At 66.1% G+C, this 24536-nt stretch carries 21 protein-coding genes; 6 read left to right on the top strand and 15 right to left on the bottom strand.

Translation table 11 applies throughout. The annotated features are described in order from the left end of the window. Window positions 1-38 precede the first annotated feature (38 nt). The gene (locus ACT531_RS08205; RefSeq protein ID WP_015013072.1) at window positions 39-1694 is read left to right on the top strand and encodes a Na/Pi cotransporter family protein; all 1656 of its coding nucleotides are present in this window, start codon (window positions 39-41) and stop codon (window positions 1692-1694) included. 69 nt (window positions 1695-1763) lie between these two features. On the opposite strand, the gene ACT531_RS08200 is transcribed toward ACT531_RS08205, so the two are convergent. Continuing rightward, a complete protein-coding gene (locus ACT531_RS08200) occupies window positions 1764-2744 on the bottom strand; it encodes a bile acid:sodium symporter family protein (protein WP_476017107.1) in 981 nt (326 codons plus the stop codon). A gap of 132 nt (window positions 2745-2876) precedes the next feature. Here ACT531_RS08200 and ACT531_RS08195 point away from each other — a divergent pair, with 132 nt between their 5' ends. After that, on the top strand, window positions 2877-3800 hold the full coding sequence (locus tag ACT531_RS08195; protein WP_476017106.1) for a LysR family transcriptional regulator: 924 nt from the start codon (window positions 2877-2879) through the stop codon (window positions 3798-3800). An 81-nt stretch (window positions 3801-3881) separates the two neighbouring features. Here ACT531_RS08195 and ACT531_RS08190 read toward each other — a convergent pair whose 3' ends face one another. After that, window positions 3882-4814 (bottom strand): LysR family transcriptional regulator, encoded by a 933-nt coding sequence (locus tag ACT531_RS08190; protein ID WP_476017105.1) that lies wholly within the window; start codon window positions 4812-4814, stop codon window positions 3882-3884. Window positions 4815-4911: 97 nt separating this feature from the next. Here ACT531_RS08190 and ACT531_RS08185 point away from each other — a divergent pair, with 97 nt between their 5' ends. Next, window positions 4912-6006 (top strand): SDR family oxidoreductase, encoded by a 1095-nt coding sequence (locus ACT531_RS08185; protein ID WP_476017104.1) that lies wholly within the window; start codon window positions 4912-4914, stop codon window positions 6004-6006. On the opposite strand, the gene ACT531_RS08180 is transcribed toward ACT531_RS08185, so the two are convergent. Both ACT531_RS08180 and ACT531_RS08175 read right to left on the bottom strand, forming a co-directional pair. Further along, window positions 5960-6793 carry an NUDIX hydrolase gene (locus ACT531_RS08180; protein ID WP_476017103.1) on the bottom strand — a complete coding sequence of 278 codons (834 nt, stop codon included), beginning with the start codon at window positions 6791-6793 and terminating at the stop codon, window positions 5960-5962. The two genes, ACT531_RS08185 and ACT531_RS08180, sit on opposite strands and share 47 nt — an antisense overlap. Continuing rightward, window positions 6790-7773 carry a quinone oxidoreductase family protein gene (locus ACT531_RS08175; protein WP_476017102.1) on the bottom strand — a complete coding sequence of 328 codons (984 nt, stop codon included), beginning with the start codon at window positions 7771-7773 and terminating at the stop codon, window positions 6790-6792. Before ACT531_RS08175 ends, ACT531_RS08180 begins: the two co-directional genes overlap by 4 nt. A 159-nt stretch (window positions 7774-7932) precedes the next feature. Here ACT531_RS08175 and ACT531_RS08170 point away from each other — a divergent pair, with 159 nt between their 5' ends. Further along, entirely contained in the window at window positions 7933-8832 is a 900-nt protein-coding gene (locus tag ACT531_RS08170) for a DMT family transporter (protein ID WP_110959477.1), read from the top strand. Between the two features lie 103 nt (window positions 8833-8935). On the opposite strand, the gene ACT531_RS08165 is transcribed toward ACT531_RS08170, so the two are convergent. The 3 genes from ACT531_RS08165 to ACT531_RS08155 all read right to left on the bottom strand — a co-directional run bounded on the left by ACT531_RS08165 (window position 8936) and on the right by ACT531_RS08155 (window position 13698). Continuing rightward, the gene (locus tag ACT531_RS08165) at window positions 8936-11605 is read right to left on the bottom strand and encodes a bifunctional diguanylate cyclase/phosphodiesterase (protein ID WP_476017101.1); all 2670 of its coding nucleotides are present in this window, start codon (window positions 11603-11605) and stop codon (window positions 8936-8938) included. Then, window positions 11602-12717 carry a TRAP transporter substrate-binding protein gene (locus tag ACT531_RS08160; RefSeq protein WP_476017100.1) on the bottom strand — a complete coding sequence of 372 codons (1116 nt, stop codon included), beginning with the start codon at window positions 12715-12717 and terminating at the stop codon, window positions 11602-11604. Before ACT531_RS08160 ends, ACT531_RS08165 begins: the two co-directional genes overlap by 4 nt. Before the next feature lie 150 nt (window positions 12718-12867). After that, window positions 12868-13698 (bottom strand): SDR family oxidoreductase, encoded by an 831-nt coding sequence (locus ACT531_RS08155; RefSeq protein WP_476017099.1) that lies wholly within the window; start codon window positions 13696-13698, stop codon window positions 12868-12870. 63 nt (window positions 13699-13761) lie between these two features. Between ACT531_RS08155 and ACT531_RS08150 the strand changes: the two genes are divergently transcribed. Together ACT531_RS08150 and ACT531_RS08145 are read left to right on the top strand one after the other, a co-directional pair. Further along, window positions 13762-14388, top strand: a complete 627-nt coding sequence (locus ACT531_RS08150) for an SH3 domain-containing protein (RefSeq protein ID WP_476017098.1) — start codon at window positions 13762-13764, stop codon at window positions 14386-14388. A gap of 12 nt (window positions 14389-14400) precedes the next feature. Then, window positions 14401-15441 (top strand): M48 family metalloprotease, encoded by a 1041-nt coding sequence (locus tag ACT531_RS08145; RefSeq protein ID WP_476017097.1) that lies wholly within the window; start codon window positions 14401-14403, stop codon window positions 15439-15441. 56 nt (window positions 15442-15497) lie between these two features. Here the strand turns inward: ACT531_RS08145 and ACT531_RS08140 are convergent, their stop codons facing one another. From ACT531_RS08140 to ACT531_RS08105, 8 genes are all read right to left on the bottom strand, one after another. Continuing rightward, the gene (locus ACT531_RS08140; RefSeq protein WP_476017096.1) at window positions 15498-16424 is read right to left on the bottom strand and encodes a DMT family transporter; all 927 of its coding nucleotides are present in this window, start codon (window positions 16422-16424) and stop codon (window positions 15498-15500) included. Between the two features lie 161 nt (window positions 16425-16585). Beyond that, window positions 16586-17884, bottom strand: coding sequence for a DUF3422 family protein (locus tag ACT531_RS08135; RefSeq protein ID WP_476017095.1), 1299 nt, complete (start codon window positions 17882-17884; stop codon window positions 16586-16588). Between the two features lie 119 nt (window positions 17885-18003). Then, on the bottom strand, window positions 18004-19515 hold the full coding sequence (locus ACT531_RS08130) for a tripartite tricarboxylate transporter permease (protein WP_060984541.1): 1512 nt from the start codon (window positions 19513-19515) through the stop codon (window positions 18004-18006). A 15-nt stretch (window positions 19516-19530) separates the two neighbouring features. Further along, window positions 19531-20019 (bottom strand): tripartite tricarboxylate transporter TctB family protein, encoded by a 489-nt coding sequence (locus tag ACT531_RS08125; RefSeq protein WP_015013056.1) that lies wholly within the window; start codon window positions 20017-20019, stop codon window positions 19531-19533. Window positions 20020-20215: 196 nt separating this feature from the next. Then, window positions 20216-22009 (bottom strand): type IV pilus assembly ATPase TfpB, encoded by a 1794-nt coding sequence (gene tfpB / locus ACT531_RS08120; protein ID WP_476017094.1) that lies wholly within the window; start codon window positions 22007-22009, stop codon window positions 20216-20218. Window positions 22010-22022: 13 nt separating this feature from the next. After that, window positions 22023-22787, bottom strand: a complete 765-nt coding sequence (locus tag ACT531_RS08115) for a class I SAM-dependent methyltransferase (RefSeq protein WP_476017093.1) — start codon at window positions 22785-22787, stop codon at window positions 22023-22025. After that, a complete protein-coding gene (locus ACT531_RS08110) occupies window positions 22788-23417 on the bottom strand; it encodes a DNA-deoxyinosine glycosylase (protein WP_343735182.1) in 630 nt (209 codons plus the stop codon). Between the two features lie 125 nt (window positions 23418-23542). Further along, complete coding sequence (locus ACT531_RS08105) at window positions 23543-24391, bottom strand: TatD family hydrolase (RefSeq protein WP_476017092.1); 849 nt, start codon at window positions 24389-24391, stop codon at window positions 23543-23545. Window positions 24392-24536 lie beyond the last annotated feature (145 nt).

Below are 24536 nucleotides of genomic sequence, written 5' to 3'. Positions count from 1 at the left end.
GTTTGCGCCCATCACAAGAAGAAGAAACAACGGTTTTCATGAAGCATCTCCTCAATCTCCTGGCAGCCGTGGCGCTGCTGATCTGGGGCACCCATCTGGTGCGCACCGGCATCCTGCGCGTGTTCGGCGCCAACCTGCGCCAGCTGATTGCGCACAGCGTCAGCAGCCGGTTTACTGCCGTGCTGTCCGGCATTGGCGTGACGGCCGTGGTGCAGTCCAGCACGGCCACCGCACTCATCGTGTCGTCCTTTGTGGGCCAGGGCCTGGTGGGCTTGCCTGCGGCGCTGGCCGTGATGCTGGGCGCCGACGTGGGCACCAGCGTGATGGCCGTGGTGTTCTCCATGGACCTTTCTTGGCTGTCGCCCCTGTTCATCTTTGTGGGCGTGGTGCTGTTCATCTCGCGCAAGGACACCGCCGTGGGCCGCGTGGGCCGCGTGCTGATCGGCCTGGGGCTGATGCTACTGGCGCTGCGCCTCATCACCGAATCGACCACGGTGCTCACCCAGTCGCCCACCGTGCGCACGCTGCTGGGAGCGCTCACCAGCGATTTGCTGCTGGAGATCTTTACCGGTGCCATTCTGGCCATCGTGGCGTATTCCAGCCTTGCCACCGTGCTGCTCACGGCGGCGCTGGCAGGCTCGGGCGGTATTCCGGCCGATGTGGCGCTGGGACTGGTGCTGGGCGCCAACCTGGGCAGCGGCGTGCTCGCCGTGTTGACCACCATGAAGTCCAACGTGCAGACACGCCAGGTGCCCCTGGGCAACCTGTTCTTCAAGATCATCGGCGTGCTCATCATGACGCCGCTCACCGGCCTGTGGCTGCAGCATGTGCGGCCCTACGTGCCCGAAACCGCCGCCCTGGTGGTGCTGTTCCACCTGGCCTTCAACATCGTGGTGGGCATCGTCTGCATTGGCCTGACAGGTACGGTGGCGCGGGCCGTGCAGCGCCTGCTGCCGGTGGAAAAGGCACAGGCTGCTGCAGGCACCCGCCCCCAGCATCTGGACCCCTCCGCCCTGGCCACGCCGTCCCTCGCCATCTCGTGCGCGGCACGCGAAGCCCTGCACCAGGCCGACGTGGTCGAATCGATGCTGCTGGGCCTGCACAAAGTGATCCGCACGGACGACCTGCAATTGGCAGAAGACCTGCGCAAGCTCGATGACGAGGTGGACGGCCTGTACTCGGCCATCAAGTACTACATGACCAAGATCTCGCGCGAGGCCCTGGACGAGCGCGAGGGCCGCCGCTGGGCCGACATCATCAGCTTCACCATCAACATGGAGCAGATCGGCGACATCATCGAGCGCGTGCTGATCGACATCGAGGACAAGAAGATCAAGAAGGGCCGTCAGTTCTCCGAGGCGGGCATGGAAGAGATCAATGAGCTGCACGCCCGCCTGATCGACAACCTGCGGCTGGCAATGAGCGTGTTCTTGAACGGCAGCGTGCGCGACGCACAAAAGCTGCTGGAAGAAAAAGCCCGGTTCCGCGACCTGGAACACGCCTATTCGGCCACCCACCTGGCACGCCTGTCAGACAACACGGTGCAGAGCATCGAGACCAGCTCACTGCACATCGACCTGATCAGCGAACTCAAGCGCATCAACTCGCTGCTGTGCTCGGTGGCCTACCCCATCCTGGAATCGGCCGGTGCCCTGGCGCCCAGCCGCCTGCGCACGCTCAACGAGCAGAGTTGAAGCCTTTGGGGCCGCAGACGCATGTTCTTCATGCGCCTGCAGCTATACAAAATATAGCATCCCAGTTACCTATGCACTGCGCCGCGCATAGCGTTGCGCCAGCACCGCACACACCATCAGCTGCATCTGGTGGAACACCATGATGGGCAGCACGATGGCGCCCACCGCGTGTGACGCGAACAGCACCTTGGCCATGGGCACACCGCTGGCCAGGCTCTTCTTGGAGCCGCAGAACACCAGGGTGATTTCGTCCTCCTTGGAGAACCCCATGCGCTGCGCGACCCAGGTGGTGGTCACCAGCGCCAGGGTCAGCAGCACGGCGCACACCACCACCAGGCCCAGCAGTGCAGACGCTGGCAACTGCCGCCACAGCCCCTCGACCACCGCTGCGCTGAAGGCGGTGAACACCACCAGCAGGATGGAGCCCTGGTCCACCAGCTTGAGCGCTGCCGCACGGCGCTGCACAAAACCGCCAATCCACGGACGCAGCAGGTGGCCCGCCACAAAGGGCACCAGCAACTGCAAGGTGATGCGGCCGATGTTGGCCAGCGTGTCATGCTGCGCAGTGCCTGCCTGCTGCCGCGCCTCGGGCAGCAACAGGCCCACTAGCAGCGGTGTGATCACAATGCCCAGCAGGGTCGATGCCGACGCGCTGCAGATGGCCGCCGGCATGTTGCCGCGCGCCATGGCCGTGAACGCAATGGCCGACTGCACCGTGGCTGGCAGCACGCACAGGTACAGGATGCCGGTGTAAAGCCCAGGCGTGACCAGCGGCAGCAGCACCGGCCGCAGCGCCCAGCCCAGCAAGGGGAACAGCACAAACGTGGTGCCCACCACCACCAGGTGCAGTCGCCAGTGCGAGAGCCCCGCCACGATGGCGTCGCGCGAGAGCTTGGCCCCGTGCAGGAAGAACAGCAGCGCCACGGCCGCCACTGTGACGCCCTCCAGCGCCTGGGCCGCTACGCCCGAGGCGGGCAACACACTGGCAAGGGTGACGGTGCCCAGCAAGGCCAGGGTGAAGTTGTCAGGAAGGAAGCGGGAACGGGCCATGGGGGACAGCGCAGCGGCAGCGCAAAAAAATGCAAAAGGACATGGGGCACACAAACCCCAAAGACACGCATTGGACCGCAGCCCGATTCCAAAGAGAAATGGATTTCTCTGATTGATTTATGATTCGAGCGCATGAATATCACCCTGCGCCAGCTGCACGTGTTTCAGTCGGTGGCCGCCACCCGCAACTTCAGCCGCACCGGCGATGCGGTGGGCCTCACCCAACCGGCCGTGAGCCGCTGCATCACCGAGCTGGAAGCCCAGCTGGGTCTGAAGCTGCTCAACCGCACCACGCGCGAGGTGACGCTGACGGACGCGGGCCAGCGCCTGTCGGCCCGCCTGCCCCGGGTGCTGGAAGAGCTGGAGAACACACTGCTGGACGTGCGGGAAATGGCCACCGAGCGGCGCGGACGCGTGCGCGTGGCGAGCAGCCCCACGCTGTCGGCCAACCTCATGCCCGACTGCATCGCGGAATGCCAGCGCACCCTGCCCGGGCTGGAGCTGGTGCTGCTGGACCGCATCCAGAGCGCGGTGCTGGCCAGCGTGCTGTCGGGCGAGGTGGACTTTGGCGTGGTCATCGACCCCAGCGAGCGCGAAGCGCTGCACTGCGAGACCATCCTCACCGAACCCTTCTGCCTGGCCTGCCCACCCAGCCACCGGCTGGCGGACAAACGCCAGGTGCGCTGGACCGACCTGCAGGGCGAAGCGCTGGTGCTGCTGGACCACGACTCCGGTAGCCGCCGCCTGATCGACCGTGCCCTGGCCGAGCACGGCGTGGCCTGCACAGTGGCCCAGGAGGTGGGCCACCCCACCACCATCTTCCGCATGCTGGACGCGGGCCTGGGCATCTCGGTGATCCCCACCCTGGCCTTGCCGCCCGAAGGCCTGGCACGGCTGGCGGTGCGCCCCCTGGTGCCGCGCGTGGACCGGGAGATCATGCTGGTGCACCGGAAGCACCGCGCGCTCTCGCCTGTGGCGCAGGCGGCGTGGGATCTGGTGAAAACGGCGGCGGTGCAGCGCAATGGCGTGCAGGCTCTTGGCAGCAAAGGCCGGTGAAAGAAGCCTCTGACGTACCACCATGGGCATCTTCAGCAGCCCAATAGATCGCAGCCTTCCACCCTCATCCGATTCAGCGGACTAATCGGCTGATTCGTCGCTGCCTAGTCTTTCGACAAGGTACCGCTCCAGCCCCACCACCAGCGCATCGAACGTGTGCTTGCAGCGCGGGCTGGTGCGCAGGTCCTCGTGCATCACCACCCAGGTCTCCAGCCCGTATTGGAGCTGCTGCGGCAGCACCCGCACCAGCGCGGGGGCGCTGCGGCGGGCCAGTGCGTCCTGGCAGATGCCTATGCCGGCGCCAGCGCGGATGAAGGCGAGTTGCGCCACGTCGCTGTCGCTGCGCACGGCAAACCGGTCTCGCCGCCACGCTGGCAGGGCCTTTTGCGCCGCGCGCAGAAACGGGGTTTCGGCATCGAAGCCAATCAGGCGGTGGTGCGCCAGCTCCGCCAGGGTGGCGGGCGTGCCATGGGCGGCGATGTAGCTCGGATGGGCGTAAAGCCCCAGCGGGATGGTGCCCACGCGGCGGGCGATGAGCGCGTCCTGCCGGGGTTCGGTCATGCGGATGGCGATGTCGGCCTCGCGCTGCAGCAGGTCGTGCACGCGGTTGCTCAGCACCAGCTCCACCGTCAATGCGGGGTGCTCGGCCTGCAACTGCGCAAGAAGGGGCGGCAGCACCTCGACCCCCATCACCTCGCTGGCGCTCACGCGCACCGTGCCGCGCACGCCGTCGCCCTGGCTGTCCGCCGCGCGGACCAGGGCCGCCGCAGAGTGGCCCATGGCTTCGGCGTAGCTGCGCAGGGCCAGCGCGGCCTCGGTGGGCAACAGGCCCTGCTGCGACCGGGTGAAGAGCACCAGCCCCAGGGCCTGCTCCAGCGCAGCAATGTGGCGGCCCACGGTGGGCTGTGTCACGCCCAGCGCCCGCGCAGCGCCCGACAGGGAGCCCTCCCGCAGCACGCCGAGGTACGAGCGGTACAGCTCCCAGCCAATGTCATGGCGATTCGGTTGATCCATACATAAATGTATAGCCACCCACTCATTTTCAGCAATTCCATTGAATCGCTGGAGCGCAGACACTGCCTCCATCCATAGTTTTTGAAGGAGCATCGCGATGAACAACAACCCCCACAACCCCATCGGCAGCCGCCCCAAGGTACTGGTTCTGGGCGCCACCGGCGGCATTGGCGGCGAGGTGGCGCGCCAGCTGCGTGACCGGGGGTGGGAGGTGGTGGCAATGCACCGCAATGCAGCGCAGGCCAGAGAGCAGCGCGACGGGTTCACCTGGGTTCGGGGCGACGCGATGATCCGCGCCGATGTGATGGCTGCTTCCACGGGCTGCCAGGTGATCGTGCACGCGGTCAACCCGCCCGGCTACCGGCGCTGGAGCGAACTGGTGCTGCCGATGATCGACAACACGATTGCAGCGGCCCGAGCGCACGGCGCCACGGTGGTGTTGCCAGGCACCGTCTACAACTACGGGCCGGACGCCTTCCCGGTGCTGCACGAAGACGCCCCCCAGCACCCCCGCACGCGCAAAGGCGCCCTGCGGGTGGAACTGGAGCGCCGCCTGCAGCAAGCCACCGTGCCGCACCCGCTGGAGGAGACATGCCGCGTGATCATCGTGCGCGCGGGCGATTTCTTCGGACCGCAAGCGGGCAACAGCTGGTTTGCGCAGGGCCTCATCCAGCCGGGCCGACCGGTGGCCACGGTAAAGCAGCCAGGCGCGCCCGGCATCGGGCACCAGTGGTCGTACTTGCCGGACGTGGCGCGCGCCATGGTGCTGCTGCTGGAGCGGCGCGCCGAGCTGCCCGCGTTGGCCCGCTTTCACCTGGCTGGGCATTGGGATGCTGATGGCACGCAGATGGCGGCCGCCATTGGCCGTGCAGTGGTGGCGCAGGGCGGCCAAGCGCCGCGCGTGCGGGCGTTTCCCTGGTGGCTGGTCACGCTGGCCTCGCCGTTCGTAACCACCTTGCGGGAGATGCGCGAGATGCGCTACCTGTGGCAGCAGCCCGTGCGCATGGCCAACGACCGGCTGCGGACGGTGCTGGGCGAGGAGCCCCACACCCCGCTGGACGAGGCAGTGCAGGCCGCCTTGCAGGGCCTGGGCTGCCTGCCATCCAGCGCCAGCCACAGCGGCAGCCCTCACGCTGCACGGGCAACTACACCCCCAGAAACCCCGCAATCACCAGCCCGGCTTCCAGCGTGAACGCCCCTTGGGCGACCCGCTCGCGGACCACCTCCAGAGGCAGCAGGTCAAAACGCTCGACCTCACCGTCCTGGTTGTCGGGCTCCATGCCCTGGGGCACCTGTGCGCGGAACCAATCGATGCGCTCGATCATGAAGCCCGCACCCCCGCCCTCGCGGCTGGGGCGGCTGAACAGCACCTGGCCACCGTGGGCCACGTCCGCCAATGCCTCGACCCGCAAACCGGCCTCTTCCCAGGTTTCGCGGGCCAGGGCCTGTGGCAGCGAGTCGGCCGCCGAGACCATGCCGCCCATCAGCGTGTCCCACAGCCCGGGGTTGTTGGGTTTGGTCAGGGAGCGCTTTTGCACCCACATGCGCCCGTCGGGCGCCAGGCCCACCAGATGCACGGCACGGGTAGCCACGCCCAGCACGCGCACGGCCCCGCGCTCCACGGTGCCGATGACCTCGCCGGCCGGGTTGGTCACCGCCAGCTGCTCGTCGCGCCACGGGCCACACAGGCCCGCATCGCGCAGCGCGGCGGCCAGGGTGTTGAGGGCATCGGTGGCGTCGGTGGGCGGTGCCTGCAGATGCCATGCAAGGCCCTGAGAATGCTCTGCTTCTGATAGCTGGTAACGCTTATCCATCAAGCGCTGGAGGCTGATTTGTTTAAAAAAACCCGGCGCCACCGAGCCCACCACCTGCCCCGCCACCACCAGCGGCTGGCGCGGCAGGGCCGGGGGCTGCTGCGCCGCCTGGCGTGCCCCTGCCAGCCACTGGTCGAACGTGGGCGCCTGTGCAGCCGCGCTCACAGCGTGAGGATGGTGCAGCCGGTGGTCTTGCGCGCTTCCAGGTCCCGGTGGGCCTGCTGCACGTCGGCCAGCGGGTAGCGCTGGTCGATGTGGATCTTGACCTGCCCGCTGGCCACCACGGCAAACAGGTCGTCCGCCATGGCTTGCGTGGCCTCGCGCGTGGCGATGTGGGTGAACAGCGTCTGGCGCGTGACGTACAGCGAGCCCTTGGCACCCAGGCTGCCCGGCGCAAACGGTGCCACCGGGCCGGACGCGTTGCCGAAGCTGGCCATCAAGCCGAAGGGGCGCAGGCATTCGAGCGACTTGTCCCAGGTGTCCTTGCCCACCGAGTCGTACACCACCTTCACGCCCTTGCCGCCGGTGATCTCCTTCACACGGGCTGCGAAATCCTCGGTGCTGTAGTTGATGGCGTGCGCCGCGCCGTTGGCCAGCGCCAGCTGGCACTTGGCATCGGACCCCGCCGTGCCGATGAGCTGCAGGCCGAGCGCCTTGGCCCACTGGCAGGCGATCAGCCCCACACCGCCCGCTGCGGCATGGAACAGGACATGGTCACCGGGCTGGAGGCCTTCCACGGGCCGGGTTTTCTTGAGCAGGTATTGCGCCGTCAGGCCCTTGAGCATCATGGCCGCGCCGGTCTCGAAGCTGATCGCGTCGGGCAGCTTGCACACGCATTTGGCGGGCATCACGCGCACTTCGCAGTAGGCGCCGGGCGGGTTGCTGGCATAAGCGGCGCGGTCGCCCACCTTGAGGTGCGTGACGCCCTCGCCCACGGCCTCAATCACACCGGCACCTTCCATGCCGATGGTGGCGGGCATGTTCAGCGGGTACAGGCCCGTGCGGTGGTAAACGTCAATGAAGTTCAGGCCGACGGCGTGGTGGCGGATGCGGACTTCGCCGGGGCCGGGCTCGCCCACGGGGACGTCAACGATGTGGAGTTCTTCGGGACCACCGTGCTGGCGGATCTGGACGGCAAGGCTCATGGCAATCAATCTCCTCAAAAGGGGTGGGGTGCTGACAACGGCGGCCATCCTGCCATGAATCTCACGACCGTGCCGGGGGCATGGCCCGCACCGATTTGCCTTGGGGACATGAGGCCCCGCCGCAGCAGGGCCCTGCCTGCACCGTTACAGTGCAGCCCCATGACTCAAAAAATCACACCCGGCACGGCCGTGCTGCTGGTGATTCCGCCCCTGCTGTGGGCCGGCAACGCAGTGGTAGGGCGGCTGGTCCACGAACTGATTCCCCCCATCACCCTGAACTTCATCCGCTGGGTGCTGGCCTTTGCCATCCTGCTGCCCCTGGCCCATGGCGTGCTGCGCGCCGACAGCCCACTGTGGCCACACTGGCGCCGCTATGCGCTGCTGGGCCTGCTGGGCATCGGGGCCTACAACGCGCTGCAGTACATGGCGCTGCAGACCTCCACCCCCATCAATGTGACGCTGGTGGGGTCGAGCATGCCGGTGTGGATGCTGGCCGTGGGCGCGCTGTTCTTCGGCGCGGCCGTCACGCGGCGCCAGGTGCTGGGCGCGCTGCTGTCGGTGTGTGGGGTGCTGCTGGTGCTGAGCCGGGGCGAGTGGTCGCAGCTGCTGGCCTTCCGCCTGGTGCCGGGCGATTTGTTCATGCTGCTGGCAACCATCTCGTGGGCGTTCTACAGCTGGCTGCTGTCACGCACCAGCGAGCCCACCAGCATCCGGGGCGACTGGGCCGCGTTCTTGATGGCACAGATGGTGTTTGGGCTGGCCTGGTCGGGCAGCTTTGCGGGGGCCGAATGGGCCAGCGGGCGCACGCATATCGAATGGGGCTGGCCGCTGATTGCCGCCCTGGCCTTCATAGCTGTGGGGCCTGCGGTGCTGGCCTACCGCTGCTGGGGGGTGGGCGTGCAACGCGCCGGGCCTGCAGCCGCCGGGTTTTTCATCAACCTCACGCCCCTGTTTGCCGGGGTGCTGTCGGCGGCGTTTCTGGGCGACACGCCCAAGGCCTTTCACGGCGTGGCGTTTGCGCTGATTGTGGGCGGCATCGTGGTGTCGTCACGGCGCTGAAGGACGCAATTTTTGATCCAAACTGCCGGTAGCGCAGGTATTGATTGCCTGAAGCGCTACACAAAAAGTAGCAAAAAGCGCTAATTCCCTGAGACTGAGCCGATCAACCCGGGGCAGTGACCGTGGCGGCGGACTCGATCAACGCCTCCAGGTCGGCCACCGGGGTAGGCCGCCCCAGCAGATAGCCCTGGAAGTACACACACCCGTGCCGGGCCAGGAAGTCCTTCTGTGCCTCGGTTTCCACCCCTTCGGCAATCACATCGAGCTCCAGGTTGCGCGCCATGCCGAGGATGGTCTGCACGATCACATCGTCGGTGTGCCGCACCCCCAGGTTGCGCACGAAGGACTGGTCGATCTTGAGCTGGTCCAGCGGCAGCCGCGTGAGATACGCCAGCGATGAGTAGCCGGTGCCAAAGTCGTCCACAGAAAAGCGCACTCCCTTGGTCTTGAGCATGCCGATCTTGGCGATGGTGTCGTCCACGTTGTCCAGCACCAGCGATTCGGTGAGTTCGAGTTTGAGCAGGTGCGGCCGGGCGCCTGTCTCGCGCAGCACCTCCACCACGCGGGCCACAAAGTCGCGCTGCCGGAACTGCCGCGCGCTCACGTTGACCGACACCTGCAGGTGCCGGTAGCGCTCGTCCCCCTGCCAGGCCGCCAGCTGCTCGCAGGCCGTGCGCAGCACCCAGTGCCCCATGGGCACGATGAGTTCACTCTCCTCGGCCACACCAATGAATTCGCCCGGGGCTACCAGCCCACGCTCCGGGTGCTGCCAGCGGATCAGGGCCTCGGCACCCACCATGCGACCATCCAGGTGGAACTGCGGCTGGTAGTGCAGCACAAACTGCCGCGCCGTGAGGGCCATCTGCAGGTCGGCCTCCAGCTGCGCGCGCATGCTGATGACGATCTGCATCTGCGGGTCAAAAAAGCACAGCGCGTTGCGCCCTTGCGATTTGACCTGGTACATCGCAATGTCGGCCTCCTTGAGCAGGTCCACCGACGATTGCAGGGTACCGCCCATCAGCGTGGCGCCAATGCTGGGCGTGCTGTGGTGCGCGTTGCCGCCCAGGGTGTACGGCACGTTGAGTTTTCGCAGGATCTTCTCGCCCACCCGGCGCGCCTGGGCGGCGGCCTCGTCGCGGTGGACCGACAGGTCGCTGAGCATGACCACAAATTCGTCGCCCCCAAGCCGTGCCACGGTGTCCTCGCGCCGCACGCAGGTCTTCAGGCGCTGGGCCACCTGGCGCAGCAGCATGTCGCCGACCTCGTGACCGCGCGTGTCGTTCAGGGTCTTGAAATGGTCCAGGTCCAGGAACAGCAGGGCGCCGTATTGCCCGCTGCGCACGCTGGCAGCAATGGCCTGCTGCATGCGGTCCATCAGCAGCCGGCGGTTGGGCAGGTTGGTCAGCGGGTCGTAGAAGGCCAGGCTCTCGATCTCGGTGCTGGCCTTGCGCAGCGCGGTCACGTCGTGGTAGCTGATGACCAGGCCCCCATCGGGCGTGGCGCGTTCGGTGATCTGGATGGTGCTGCCGTTGGCGTACGACTGTTCGCGTGGCTCGGGCTGGTGCTTTTGCCGCTCCAGGCGCTGGCTCACCCACCGCTTGCGCTCCTCGTCAGACAGGCGGGGCACATGGTGCTCCACCGTGGCTTCCAGCACCGCTCGGAACGGCATCAGGGGCGTGATCACGCCCTGCAGCCACGGGAGGATGGTTTCGAGCTGGCGATTCCACTGCACCACACGCTGCTGGCTGTCCAGCAGCAAAAATCCGCTGACCATGGATTCCAGCGCCTGGTCCAGCGTGGCCTTGGACTGCGCGATGGCCAGGCGGGCCTGGGACATGCGGTCCACATACCGCAACGCCAGCACCCCGGCCGCAAAGATCATGGCAATGAACAGCGCGGTGGTCAGTGCAATCGCATCGCGCTGTTCGCGCCAGCCGGCAAGCGCTGCGTCCAGCGGAATGCTGGCCGCAATGCGCAGGTCCTGGTACAGGATGGGGCGGAACACCACCAGCGAGGGCTCACCGGTCAGTCGCGCCGGGGCTTGCCAGGCCAGGCCCTGATCGGCCAGATCGCCAATGGGGGGCGCGAGGGTGGGCGCGGTCACGTCTTCGCGGTTGGGCACGCTCAGCAGCAGTTGCCCGGTGGCCCGCTCCAGCGTGACCTGCAGGCCGCTGATGTCCACGCCCTGCACCAGCACTGAGCTCAGGGCCGACACCGGTAGCTCGGCCACAGCCACCACCCGCGAGCTGTCGGCCATGCGCAGATGGCGTGCGAAGTACAACACCTTCTCGGAACTGGCAAAGCTCACCACCGGCGCGCTGACCATCAGGGTGGATACCGGTTGCTCCAGCACGCTCTCCAGAAAACCGGCAGGCAGTTGCACCGACAGGCTGGCACCCGCAGGGTCGGACGATGCCAGCGCCTTGCCGGTGCCGTCGAGCACCGCCACGTACCGCACCATAAGGTTCTGCCGCGCCGATCCGCGCAGCCGCTGGCTGGCCGTGTCGGGGTCCAGCCACTTGGGCATGGCGTTGGACAGGCCCAGCAATTCGTCCATGCTGGCCAGCAGCACGTCCACGGCGAGCAGGGAGCGGTTGAGTGCGGCCTCTGCGCCGGCCACAAAACGCGTGGCCTGGGCCTCGCTGTCGGCCAGCGCGGCCTGGCGGGCGTTCCACGTCAGGGTGCCAGCCACCGCCACCACGGCCGCCACAAACACTGCGGCGCCCGCCCAGACGTAGGCCCTGATGCGGGAGGGGGCTGCGGACTCTGTCATTTCGCAGGCGCTGCCTGCAGGCCACGCGCCGGCCCGATGGTCTGGTTCCAGACCTGCGCACAGCGGGCACCGCAACGCTGCACCCAGCGCGGCAAAACGGTGGATTCGAGGATCTCCTGGCGGCTGCGCTCATCCTGTGGCGACACCGGCACCACCACCATGCTGCCCTTGGTGCCAGCGCTGCAGGTGGGTGCCCCCCGGTTGCAGGCCAGTCCATCGGCGGTTTCGCGCTCGGACTCGGCCCAGATGGCGGCCTCCAAGCGGGGCAGCTCCCGTTGGAGCAACGTGCGCAAATCGGCTGGCAAGGCCGCCCAGGCGGCCTGGTTGGCCCCAAACACCGCAAGCCCCCAGGTAACAGGCAGGGTGTGCACGTGGGTGGTGATGGAAGGCAGGCCCAGGATGTTGCCGGACATGGTGCCGGTGATGGCGCATTCGGTATTGCCGGCCGTCAGGCTGGGCACGATCTGCGAAAAACTGGTCAGCACCGGCACCCCGCCCAAGGCCCCCACAAAGTCAGCCTGGCTGGCCGACGACACACGCACACGGCGGCCGGTCAGCTCCGACAAAGTACGCAGCGGCTTCTTGCAGAAGACCACCTGCGCCGGATACACGTAGATGGCGAGCGCCTCAACACCATGCTGTTCGCGCAGCGCCTTTTCGAGGTAAGGACGGAAGGCCGCCAGCGTGGTCTTGAGCGTGGCAATGTCGGGGTTCAGCCCCGCCAGGTCGGGCGCGGTGTATTCGGGGTATTGCGCCGTGAAGGAGCTCATCAGGGTGGTGCCGAATGGAACCACCCCCAGCTGCAACAGCCGCAGCATCTCGGCCCCGGGCACACCGGCACGGTCAAAGGGCACGATCTCGGCCTGGAAGCGTCCGGCGCTCAGGCGTGACAGCTCTTTGGTCCAGAAAGGTTCTTCCTGCCGGATGTACTGACTGATGCCCGCCAGCCCGCCCACGATGCGCAGCCGATAGGGTGCCGTCGCAGTGCTGTTTGCACCGGGCGCGCTGGCGGCGCCAGCCGCCTGCACAGCCCCAGCCACACCCAGCGCCAGACACAGCACGGTGCAGTGGCGTTTCAGGCGCGGCAGGATGGATGTGTGGGCAGGATGCATGACGTCGGGCGATAGCGGGCGCTGGCCCGCAGTATTCCACCAATTATTCAGCGCTCCGGTAAAGCTGTCGGCAAAACACCACGACTGCCTCCCGTTCTGCAGAACCTCTGCGGCGGGTCAGCCCGCAGACCACGCCGGGCCCGAGCTGCCTCAGAACGTGCCGGGATAGGCCCCGCCGTCGGCCAGCACGTTCTGCCCCGTCATGTAGCCCGCTTGCACGCTGCACAGGAAGGCGCAGATGGCGCCGAATTCTTCCGCCGTGCCGTAACGCCCAGCTGGAATCTGCGCCTGCTGGGCAGAGCGCACGTCCTGAACGCTCTTGCCCGCCTTGCTGGCAGCCGCGTTGACGGTGGCGGCCAAGCGATCGGTATCGAACTTGCCGGGCAGCAGATTGTTGATGGTCACCCCGCGCGCCGCGACCTTGCTGCGAGACACGCCAGCCACAAACCCTGTGAGACCGCTGCGCGCGCCGTTGGAGAGGCCCAGGATGTCGATGGGTGCCTTCACGGCGCTGGAGGTGATGTTGACGATGCGGCCAAACCCACGCGCAGCCATGCCATCCACGGTGGCCTGAATCAGTTCGATGGGGGTGAGCATGTTGGCGTCCACGGCCTTGATCCAGGCATCGCGGTTCCAGTCGCGGAAATCGCCGGTGGGAGGCCCCCCAGCGTTGGTGATCACGATGTCGAAGTCCCGCCCCGGACCTCCGGCCACCGAGAACACTGCCGCACGCCCCTCAGGGGTGGTGATGTCGGTCGCCACGGCCAGCACCTGTGGGCTTGCGCCCTTCTGGCCGCTGGCGCCCGTTGCAGCTGCGCCTTCAGCTATCAAACGGGTAGCAGCCTGGTTCAGCGCCTCTGCGTTGCGGGCGTTGATGACCACATTGACACCCTCTCGCACCAGAGCCTGCGCGCAGCCATAACCCAGCCCCTTGCTCGCGCCACACACCAGCGCCCATTTGCCTGCAATATCCAAATCCATAACAATCTCCGGTTTCACGCTGCGAGCCGCAGCCACAACAAATCATAAGTGGAGAGATACAAAATGATTCGGCTGCACTGCAGAGCCCTGGCCTCTTGGCTGGCATCGGCCGCGATGGCCGTGCTGCCCTTGTTGGCTGCCCCAGCACATGCCCAGGAGGCAGCCGTCGTCAAACGCGCAACACAGCTAAGGGACAGTCCCGCAGAAAGCGGTGCCAGCGTGGCGCCCCTGGAAGCCAATGCGGTGGTCACGCGAACCAGCGAGCGCAAGGGCCCATGGACCAAGGTCAGCACACCCCAAGGCGCCACAGGCTGGGTCCACATGTTTGACCTAGGCCCCCAGTCCGGCGCTGCGCCCACCAGTGGAAATGCAGCCACCAGCGGAATTCGCGGTTTGGGCAGCCTTTTTGGCAATAACAGCGGCAGTACCACGACCGCCACCTCCACCGTGGGTATCCGAGGCCTGGGCGCTGAAGACATCGCCAAGGCACAACCCAACCCGGCGGCGGTGACCCAGGCCGAGGGGCTACGTGTCAATGCCGACCAGGCCCGCCAGTTCGCCAGCAATGCGTCGCTGCAGCCACGCAATGTAGCCCCTCTGGCCGAACCGCCCCGGCCCTCCTCCAGCGGCGGATCGGGAGCGACAGGCTCGTCCAACAACCCGTCCGACCCCAATTTCAGCCCCAACTGAGCGAGAGCTGCCATGCGCCTGCCCTATTCCCTTCCCCGCATCCGGCTGATTGCAACGGCCTGCACCGCCCTGGCCCTGACCCTGCTGCCCAGCCAGGGGCAGAGTCAAGGGGTCATGAACCTGCTCAACGCCCTCGGTGGCGGTGGCAGCACTACCAGCAACACGGGTGGCGGCCTCCTGGGCGCCATCACCGGCGGGGGCGCGCCCACAGGCCAGGGGGATGACCTCATCAGCATGCTCACCCGCTCGGTCGAGAGCATTGACGAGCCCCGCGAGATCGAGATCGGCCGGCAGCTGTCGGCCGTGCTGCTGGGCAGCAAGCCCTTGCACCCCGACATGGCGCTGCAACGCTACGTGAACCAGTTGGGACGCTGGATCAGCCTGCAATCCCCCCGCCCCAACCTGCCCTGGACGTTTGTGGTGCTGGACGACCCCGGCTACAACGCCTTTGCGGCCCCAGGGGGTTATGTGTTCGTGACCAAGGGACTCATCGACCGCTGTGCTGACGAGGCAGAACTCGCGGGCATCCTGGCCCACGAAATCACCCATGTCACCGCCAAGCACCACCTGCTGGCCATCCGCAAGACGGCCCAGTCCGGCATGCTGACGCAGTTGGTAGCGTCCCAGATCAAGACCAACGCCGTGGGCAGCGTGGTGGCCTCGCAGTTCCTGGCCTTGGGACGCAACCTGTATGCGCGCGGCCTGGATCAAACCGATGAGTATGACGCCGACCGCACCGGCGTGGCCCTGGCCACCCGTGCAGGTTTCGACCCCTACGGGCTGGTGTCGGTGTTGCAGCACCTTCGCACCGCCACACCAGACAACCCAGCCTTCACGCTGGCACTAGCCACGCACCCACCAGCACAGGCGCGCCTGGAGCAGCTGGAGCTGGCCATGGGCAAGAATCTCGATGGTTTCACCGGCACGGCCCCCGTGACGGTAGCCCAGCGCGTGAGCCCCAAGGCTGCACCCGCCGCCGCAGCGGTGCCGTCACCTGCAGCACCTGCCGAGACGCCAGCCCGCAAGGCAGCCCCCAAGAAGAAGACGTCATAAAGACAACCAAGGCCGCCCCTGTCCCGGGACCCGAGAGGGCTGCGGGATGGGGGCTGTCAGGGCCTGCGCGCCATGCGGGTAAAAATGAAAATGCCCGTCATCACGAGCACCGTCCCCGCTGCCACCCACGCTGTGAAGGGTTCCCCCAGAATCCACACGCCCATGAGGATGGTGGACAACGGGCCCACCATGCCGGTTTGTGCGGCCATACCCGCGCCAATGCGCTCGATGGCCATCATCACCATCAGTACAGGCGCGGCCGTGCACAGGGTCGCGTTGAGCACCGACAACCAGATCACCTCGGGAGCCACTATGGCTGCACTCAACGGGCGCAGCACCACAAACTGCAGCAGACAGCACAGGCACGCCACCGTGGTCGCCAGCCCCACCAGTCGCAGCGAACCGAGGCGCTGCACCATCTCGCCGCTGTAGACCAGGTAGATGGCGTAACTGACTGCGCTCAGGAACACCAGCAACGTGCCCCAGGCAGCATTGGCGCCCTGCAGGTTGGCCTCGTGCCCGAAGACCAGCACCACGCCGCTGTAGCTCACCAGCATGCCGGCGGCCTGGGCCCAGCGGATGCCGCGCCCATACAGCATCCAGCCCAGCAATACGACCAGGGTGGGGTTGAGGTACAGGATCAGCCGCTCCAGGCTGGCACTGATGTAGGCCAGCCCGGCAAAGTCAAGAAAACTTGCCAGGTAGTAGCCCGTGACCCCGAGGCCCAGCACGCCCAGCCAGTCCTTGTGGCTGAGCGGGAGCTTGCCCCGACTCGCCCACCATGCCATCACAGCAAAGATGGGCAGTGCGAACAGCATGCGGTACATGATGAGCGTGACCGCATCCACCCCATAGCGGTAGGCCAGCTTGACGATGATGGCCTTGCCGCTGAACGCAATGGAACCCAGGAATGCCAGCGCCAAGCCGGTCGCAATGCTCTTCTTTTCAGTGGTCACGGATATGCAGGGGTGCGAATCGCCCATTGGATGGTCTGCCGATCAAAAGGCGTCAGAAAGTGGCGCCCAGTGTGACACGATGCGGCGGCAGCAGGCCATCGAACCTCTGTGCGGGCGCCCCCTTGATCAGCGATGGCGCACGGGTTCAACGAGTTCCCGCGCAGTCCGGCCGATCGCCACCTGCACCCTCAGCGGTGTTTGTGGAACACCCGCTGGTGCAGGCGCCGCAGTGACCACCACACCCCTACCGCCACCACCGGAATCGCCAGGGCTGCTGTGGTCTCCGGCGACAACGGCCACCCCAGCTTTTGCGCGCCCTTCGCCAGATAGCTGACGAGCCCGACGATGTAATAGGTAATGGCCGCCACGGACAGCCCCTCCACCGTGGACTGCATCTGCAACTGCAAATCCTGCCGGTGGTTCATGGTGGTCAGCAGCGCCTGGCTGCTTTGCTGCTGTTCGATCTCTACCCGGGTGCGCAGCAGGTTACTCATGCGCGACACGCGCTGCGACAGCGCATCCTGCCGCCGGGTGGCCCACTCGCAGGTGCTGCGCGCGGGGGTCAGGCGCCGGTCCATGAACTCGCGGATGGTCTGCATGCCCGCCAGACGCGACTCGGCAATGTCCTGGATGCGGCGGTCCAGCAATTCAAAGTAGGCGCTGCTGGCCGAGAAACGCGAATGTGTGGCTGCGTATTGGCTCTCCACCTGCCCAGCCAGGCGCGTCAGCCGGTCCAGCAAAGCCGGCTCGTCGTCGCGGTTGGCTGTGCGGATGGCTTCAGCCAGCGCCGCCAGTTCACGCTCGGCAAAGGCCAGCACGCTGGCTGCCTCGCGGGCGGCCGGCAGGCCCAGCAAAGCGGCCATGCGGTAGGTCTCTATCTCCAGCAGGCGCTGCACCAAGCGCCCCAGGCGCCTGGGTGTCATACCACCCGCTAGCAACACCATGCGCGAGAAACCGTCGGCATGGATCGCGAAGTCGGTGTACACCTCGCCATGGCCATCGGCCACGGTGGACGCCACCAGCGTGTCCTCATGCAGCACATGCTTGACCAGCGAGCCCGAGCCAAACGTATGGGTGGGCAGCACCCAGAGGTTCAGACTGCACAGGCACTGGCCCGGCAACGCGGCCAGCCAGTCGCGGGGCACGGAGTCCACCGCACTGACCGGCTCCCGCTCTCCAAAAGCCTCGACCGGCGCCGGGACCATGAAGGTCCAGGTGACAAACTCGGTGTGCAGCTCCCACCGCAGGCGAAAAGCGCCCAGATCCATGCGCAGGTGGGTGGTCTGTGCATCAGGCAGCGCCATGTGATGGTCCCGCAGCAGCGCGGCCACATGGGCCCGGCTCGCCTCGCGACCGGCGGCATCGGCGAGCATGACAATGTGCGCGATGGCCAGCGGCGCATTCATCGCCTCAGGGGGACGGGCGTGGATTTCGTTGTGCAGCATCGCCCGGTGGGGATGCTGCGTGGGATGAAAGGGTGTGGACATGCGGACCTCTGCCCGCAATTGTGTACCGCAGACAGCCGTGCCATGTGGACGCCACTGCCCAAAAAACAACGGCACCCGAAGGTGCCGTTGGTCAGGGTGAGAAAGTCCGCAGAGAAGGATCAATCTTCCACGAAGGCTTCTTCACGCTTGTTCTTCACGGCGGGCAGCAGCACGATGACGAGCAGCAGGGCTGCAGCCGCCAGCAGGCCGGCAGACAGCGGACGCGTCACAAACACGCTCCAGTCGCCGCGCGACAGCAGCAGCGCACGGCGCAGGTTTTCTTCCATCATCGGGCCCAGAATGAAACCGAGCAGCAGTGGTGCAGGCTCCGTGCCCAGCTTGTGGAAGATGTAGCCGATCAGACCGAACGCACCCACCATCCAGATGTCAAAGGTGTTGTTATTGGTGGAATACACACCCACCGCGCAGAACAGCACGATGGACGGGTACAGCCAGCGGTAAGGCACGGTGAGCAGCTTGATCCAGATGCCGATCAGCGGCAGGTTCAGGATCACCAGCATCGCATTGCCGATCCACATCGAGGCGATCAGACCCCAGAACAGTTCGGGGTTGCTCGTCATCACCTGGGGACCAGGCTGGATGTTGTGGATGGTCATGGCACCCACCATCAGCGCCATCACGGCGTTGGGAGGAATACCCAGCGTCAGCAGCGGGATGAACGAAGTCTGCGAACCGGCATTGTTGGCCGACTCAGGCGACGCCACGCCACGGATGTTGCCCTGGCCGAAAGGCACTTCACCAGGTTGCAGCTTGGTCTTCTTCTCGACCGTGTAGGCGGCAAACGCTGCCAGCAGTGCACCGCCACCGGGCAAGATACCCAGTGCAGAACCCAGTGCCGTACCACGCAGCACTGCGGGGAACATGCGCTTGAAGTCTTCCTTGGTGGGGAACAGGCCCTCGACCTTGGCGGTGAACACTTCGCGTTCGTCATCGGGACGCGACAGGTTGGCAATGATTTCACCGTAGCCGAACACGCCCATGGCGATGGTCACGAAGCCGATACCGTCGGTCAGCTCAGGGATATCGAAGCTGAAGCGGGCCACGCCCGAGTTCACGTCGGTACCCACCAAGCCCATCAGCAGGCCCAGCACGATCATGGCCACCGCTTTGAGCAGCGAACCCGAGGCCAGCACCACGGCACCGATCAGACCCAGCACCATCAGCGAGAAGTATTCGGCAGGGCCGAACTTGAACGCGACTTCGGTCAGCGGTGGCGCAAAGGCCGCCAGGATCAGCGTACCCACGCAACCTGCGAAGAACGAGCCCAAACCTGCAGCCGCCAGCGCGGGCCCCGCCCGGCCCTTGCGGGCCATCTGGTAGCCGTCGATCACGGTCACCACCGACGAAGACTCACCTGGCAGGTTCACCAGGATGGCGGTGGTCGAACCGCCGTACTGGGCGCCGTAATAGATACCGGCCAGCATGATCAGCGCAGCCACGGGGGGCAGCGCATAGGTGGCGGGCAACAGCATGGCGATGGTCGCCACGGGGCCGATGCCTGGCAGCACGCCGATCAGCGTACCGAGCAAACAGCCGACAAAACAGTAAATCAGGTTCTGGAAGGTGAACGCAACACCAAAACCCAACGACAAGTTGTTAATCAAATCCATGGTCGGTGCTCCTGCTTAACCTGCGATGAAACTCGGCCACACAGGAAACTGCAGCTTGAGCGCCCACACAAAAGCCACATAGCTGCCGATGGCAAGCACGGTGGCCAGAACAAACACACCCTTGGCATTGAACTCATTGCCAGCCAGGCTGGAGATGAAGGTCAGTGCATAGATGCCCACGATGAGACCCATGGCCGGGATGCCCAGGCTGGGCAAGCCGCCCAGCAGAATGCCGAAGGCAAAGTTGGCAGCCAGGATGAAGAACAGCGGCTTCCAGGCCCATTTGCCGATCTTGTCACCATCGGCGGTTTCCACAGTCATCGCCTTGAAAGTGATCACCAAACCAATGATGGCCAGCAAAATGCCCAGCAGCAACGGGAAGTAGCCAGGGCCCATGCGCGCACCGGTCCCTACGTTGTAGGTGGTCGCACCCCACGCAAATGCGGTACCGACGCCCATGAACATGAGCCCGGACGCAAAGTCTTTATTACTCTTGATTTTCACGAATTGTCTCCTTGACGGAATTCTCGACTGCGCGATTGTGCTGGCAAGGAGGGGGCGGCGCGATGTGGATTCCACCTACATCCGGTAACGCCTGACAGGTCTGCACTGCAGGGCGTGTCGCCCTGGAGACTGTCTCGAAAACCACTCGGGAGGACGGCAGGGTAACCGCAGAGGAATGCCCGCCCCTCCCCTTCGCTCACTCCAGGGGCGGCGTGGCGGCAATCACTTCTTCCATCGTGGTCAGCCCCTCGGCCACGCGCAGCGCACCCGCCAGGCGCAGGGGGCGCATGCCGTCCTGCACGGCCTGGCGGCGCAGCACGTCAATGGAAGGCGCCTGCGTGATCTTGTCCTTGAGCGCTTCGCTGACGGTGAGCAATTCATAGAGCCCCATGCGGCCTCGGAACCCCCCCATGCGGCAATCCACGCAGCCGACCGGCTTGTACGGGTGGTAGCTGCCGCTGATCTTCCAAGGCTTGACCACCTCGGTCAGCGCTTCGCGGCTTGCGGACTCGTCCTTCTGCTTGCACTGCTTGCACAGCGTGCGCACCAGCCGCTGTGCCAGCACACCCAGCAGGGTGGCATTGATGAGGTACGACGGCACCCCCAACTCCATCATGCGGGTGATGGCGCTGGGCGCATCGTTGGTGTGCAGGGTAGAGAACACCAGGTGGCCCGTCAGCGCAGCCTGGATGGCCATCTCGGCGGTCTCCAGGTCACGGATTTCGCCCACCATGATGATGTCGGGGTCCTGCCGCATGAGGGCGCGCAGGCCTTCGGCAAAGTTGAAGTCGAGCTGCGGCTGCACCTGGGTCTGGTTGAAGCTGGGCTCGATCATTTCGATTGGGTCTTCCACCGTGCTCACGTTGACCTCTTCTGTCGCCACGCGCTTCAGGGTGGAATACAGCGTGGTGGTCTTGCCCGAGCCCGTGGGCCCGGTCACCAGGATGATGCCGTGTGGCCGCTTGACCAGCGCCTCCCAGCGCTGTGCATCGTGCTGCGCAAAGCCCAGGGCGTCCAGGTCCTTGACCGCGTTGTCGGGGTCGAAAATGCGCATGACCATCTTTTCGCCAAACGCCGTGGGCAGGGTGGACAGGCGCATTTCCACCTCTTCGCCCCGCTGGTTGCGGGTCTTGATGCGACCGTCCTGGGGGCGGCGCTTTTCCACCACGTCGATGCGGCCCAGCAGCTTGATGCGCGCCACCATGGCGTTGTGCACACCCATGGGCATCTGGTAGACCGGGTGCAGCACGCCGTCGATGCGGAAACGGATCACGCCCTGGTCGCGCCGCGGCTCCAGGTGGATATCGCTGGCCCGCTGGTCAAACGCGTACTGCCAGAGCCAGTCCACCACCTTGACCACGCCCTGGTCGTTGGCGTCGAGCTGCTTGTTGCTCTTGCCCAGCTCCACCAGCTGTTCAAAGCTGTTGCCACCTGAACTGCCGCCAGCCTTCTGCGCCGCGCGCACCGACTTGGCAAGCGCAAAAAATTCGGCCGTGAAGCGGTGAATGTCCTGCGGGTTGGCCACCACCCTGCGCACCGAACGGCGGGACTGGCGCTCCACCTCGGCGACCCAGTCGTCGATGAAGGGCTCGGCCGTGGCCACCACCACTTCTTTGCTGGTCACCTGCACAGGCAGCACCTTGTGGCGCTCCGCATAGGTAGCGCTCATGGTGTCGGCCACACGCCCCACATCCACCTTGAGCGGGTCGATGCGCATGTAGGCCAAACCCGCCCGCCGGGCCAGGTACTCAGTCAGCGCCTCGATGTCGAGCGGCTTGCCATCGCTCGCCCGCTCCATGGCCACGTTGGCCAGACGCACCAGGGCATGCTGGGAACTCTCGGCCTGCGAACAGCGGGCCACGGTGCGCTGCGCTTCCTCGTGCGAGATCACCTTGTCATCACTGAGCCACTGCACCACACGGCGCCAGTCCACCGGGCCAATGTGCGAAGCCGATTTCAGCCGTTCCGGCGTCACGACGGGAGCATTCATTGCAAGAATCCTTTCAAGGCTTTACGGGCTTGAACACCCGCAGCCATTTGGAAGTGGGCAGGTCCCAGCGCGCCTGGATGGCCTCGGCCTTTTCGGCCAGCTCCGCGCGCTTAGGCCGCGTGGGGGTGCGCTGCGCCAGCACCACCGTGTTGCCTTCGCGTGTGGGCTTGAACGCCCACAGCGCATCGTCGCCAAACGCTTGCGCCATGCTCTGCAGGCTGCGGTCAAAACTCGACGCGCGGCCAAACAGGTTCACGGTCATGCAGCCTGTTTCTGTGAGCAGCGCGCGGCAGTCGGCATAAAAGTCGGGGCTGTCGAGCACGGGGGCCGCGGCCTCGTGGTCGTACAGGTCCACAGCCAGCGCATCCACCGTTCCCAACCACATGGGGTTCTGGATCTCCTTGGACGCGTCGGCCAGCACCACGCGCAGCTTGGGGCCGTCGGGCGGCAGCTTGAACCACTGGCGGCACACGGCCAGCACCTGCGGGTTGAGTTCGATGGCGGTGGTGCAGATGCGCAGCTTTTTGTGGCAGAACTTGGTGATGGCACCCGCCCCCAGGCCCAGCTGCATGGCATGGCCCTTGGACACCTGCGCCAGGTCAGCAAACAGCAGCCAGGCCATCATGCGCTGCACGTACTCCAGCTCCAGGTCAAAGGGCTCATCGATGCGCATGGAGCCCTGGATCCAAGGTGTGCCCAGGTGCAGATGGCGCACTTCGCCGTCGTCAGACACGCTGACTTCGGGCAGTTCTTGCAAGGTTTCTTTTTTACGGGCCATTCACAGCAATCCGTGCCGGGCCATCACATCGGCCCAAGCGGTCAATTTACGTTCAAAACTCCAGGAGGCGTTGGCCGGGCTGGTCGATGGCAGGCGCACGGCCTCGATGGGCCGCGCGCCTGACTCCCCCACATCATGCGGCAAGCGCGTCGGCTGCCCGGCAGCCCCCAGCGCGGCGAGCGCCGCCGGGGCGTGCCGGAAACTCTCCGCACCGTTGTGCGCGAGCGCGGCCAACTGGGGGCACACGCTGCGCAGCGCGGCAAAGTCGTTGAGCCGGGCGTTGCGGATGCTGGTGTCCAGGCTGCCCTCGCGCTCGCAGCTCTGGTACACGTCCCACAGGCCCAGGCCGCGGTCCAGCAGCCAGGCGCAGCGGTCCGCATAGCCGTCAGGCCCGGCCGGGGGCAACGGATGCTGGGGCCACAAAGCCTGCAGGATCTTCCAGAAGTGGTTCTGGGGGTGCGCGTAGTACTGGCGGGCTTGCAATGACGCAGCCCCCGGGAAACTGCCCAGCACCAGCACCACAGTGCGCGCACCGGCCACCGGCGGCAGGCCCAGCCAGCGCGCGGACGGGCCGGAGGCGTCAGGAGTAGGGGCCACAGACGGGCCGGCTGCAACAGGGGCTGGGGGCATGGGGCAATTTTGGCCCCAAAGGACGGTCAGCCCCGTCCGGCGGCACAAAAAAGATAGCTGTCGGCCCTTTGCCACAGGGCGTCCAACTCCCAAATTTATCCCCATTCATCTTGCTTGCCGGTCTCTCATCCACCCTGCGATGGCTGCCCGTCTGCCAGCAGCCCCTCCAGCCGAGGCAACGCGGCCAAGGCATTGGCCCAGGTGCTGCCAGCCAGCGACTGCACAGGCTGGCCGCGCAACTGGGCCACCACGGCCGCGATGCCGGGTAGCTCCCCTGGGCTGTTACGGCCCTGGTGCTGCCCTGCAGCGCGCTCTGCGGCGGTGGTGTAAAGCCAGTGAGGGGGAATGTCGGGCGCATCGGTCTCCAGCACCAGCGCATCGCCGGGCAGCTCGGTGGCCAGGCGGCGCAGCTGCAGGGCGCGGTCATAGGTCACCGCACCGCCAAATCCCAGCTTGAAGCCCAGCGCAATGAACGCCTGCGCCTGCTGCAGGCTGCCATTGAAGGCATGCGCAATGCCACCGCGCACCGGCAAATTCCGCAGGCCCTTGAGCAGCTTGTCGGCAGAACGGCGCACATGCAGGATCACCGGCAGGTCAAACCGCCGGGCCAGCTGCAGCTGCGCGCGGTAAAACCGCTCCTGGCGCACCGGGTCGAGACCCGGCACAAAATAATCGAGGCCGATCTCGCCAATCGCCACCAGGCGCGGGTCAGCATGGTGCTGCTCCAAGTACCCGGCCAGATGCTGCAGGTCCTCCTCCTCGGCGCGCCCTGTATAGAGGGGATGAATGCCCAGCGCATAGCTGTCCCCATGCTGGTGCGCCAGAGCCCGCACGGTGTCCCAGTTGCTGCGCTCTACCGCCGGAATCACGCAGTGGCAAACACCATGCGCCGCCGCCTGGGCGCGGACCGCGCTGCGGTCGGCGTCGAACTCGGGGGCGTCGAGGTGGCAGTGGGTATCGATCCAGGCAGTCATGCGCCGATGATGCCCGATGCCGTCCGCAAAGGCTGCGATCGTTGAGAGCCTTGAGCCTGTGTAGCCCTGCATGTGCATTTGCCGGCAAACCGTGCTACTGTCATTTGCGTGCGCCAGGCCCTGGCGTGTACGAGCAAAGGTGACA

This window comes from Acidovorax sp. DMC1 (genome assembly GCF_056314325.1).
Note: the sequence above shows the minus strand (reverse complement) of the source record. Positions and strands in the feature narration are given on the sequence as shown.

Excerpts from the sequence above, each read along its gene's own strand:
- ACT531_RS08205 (WP_015013072.1), top strand. The coding sequence starts at position 39 with ATGAAGCATCTCCTCAATCTCCTGGCAGCCGTGGCGCTGCTGATCTGG.
- ACT531_RS08200 (WP_476017107.1), bottom strand. The coding sequence starts at position 2,744 with ATGGCCCGTTCCCGCTTCCTTCCTGACAACTTCACCCTGGCCTTGCTG.
- ACT531_RS08195 (WP_476017106.1), top strand. The coding sequence starts at position 2,877 with ATGAATATCACCCTGCGCCAGCTGCACGTGTTTCAGTCGGTGGCCGCC.
- ACT531_RS08190 (WP_476017105.1), bottom strand. The coding sequence starts at position 4,814 with ATGGATCAACCGAATCGCCATGACATTGGCTGGGAGCTGTACCGCTCG.
- ACT531_RS08185 (WP_476017104.1), top strand. The coding sequence starts at position 4,912 with ATGAACAACAACCCCCACAACCCCATCGGCAGCCGCCCCAAGGTACTG.
- ACT531_RS08175 (WP_476017102.1), bottom strand. The coding sequence starts at position 7,773 with ATGAGCCTTGCCGTCCAGATCCGCCAGCACGGTGGTCCCGAAGAACTC.
- ACT531_RS08170 (WP_110959477.1), top strand. The coding sequence starts at position 7,933 with ATGACTCAAAAAATCACACCCGGCACGGCCGTGCTGCTGGTGATTCCG.
- ACT531_RS08165 (WP_476017101.1), bottom strand. The coding sequence starts at position 11,605 with ATGACAGAGTCCGCAGCCCCCTCCCGCATCAGGGCCTACGTCTGGGCG.
- ACT531_RS08160 (WP_476017100.1), bottom strand. The coding sequence starts at position 12,717 with ATGCATCCTGCCCACACATCCATCCTGCCGCGCCTGAAACGCCACTGC.
- ACT531_RS08155 (WP_476017099.1), bottom strand. The coding sequence starts at position 13,698 with ATGGATTTGGATATTGCAGGCAAATGGGCGCTGGTGTGTGGCGCGAGC.
- ACT531_RS08150 (WP_476017098.1), top strand. The coding sequence starts at position 13,762 with ATGATTCGGCTGCACTGCAGAGCCCTGGCCTCTTGGCTGGCATCGGCC.
- ACT531_RS08145 (WP_476017097.1), top strand. The coding sequence starts at position 14,401 with ATGCGCCTGCCCTATTCCCTTCCCCGCATCCGGCTGATTGCAACGGCC.
- ACT531_RS08140 (WP_476017096.1), bottom strand. The coding sequence starts at position 16,424 with ATGGGCGATTCGCACCCCTGCATATCCGTGACCACTGAAAAGAAGAGC.
- ACT531_RS08135 (WP_476017095.1), bottom strand. The coding sequence starts at position 17,884 with ATGTCCACACCCTTTCATCCCACGCAGCATCCCCACCGGGCGATGCTG.
- ACT531_RS08130 (WP_060984541.1), bottom strand. The coding sequence starts at position 19,515 with ATGGATTTGATTAACAACTTGTCGTTGGGTTTTGGTGTTGCGTTCACC.
- tfpB (WP_476017094.1), bottom strand. The coding sequence starts at position 22,009 with ATGAATGCTCCCGTCGTGACGCCGGAACGGCTGAAATCGGCTTCGCAC.
- ACT531_RS08115 (WP_476017093.1), bottom strand. The coding sequence starts at position 22,787 with ATGGCCCGTAAAAAAGAAACCTTGCAAGAACTGCCCGAAGTCAGCGTG.
- ACT531_RS08110 (WP_343735182.1), bottom strand. The coding sequence starts at position 23,417 with ATGCCCCCAGCCCCTGTTGCAGCCGGCCCGTCTGTGGCCCCTACTCCT.
- ACT531_RS08105 (WP_476017092.1), bottom strand. The coding sequence starts at position 24,391 with ATGACTGCCTGGATCGATACCCACTGCCACCTCGACGCCCCCGAGTTC.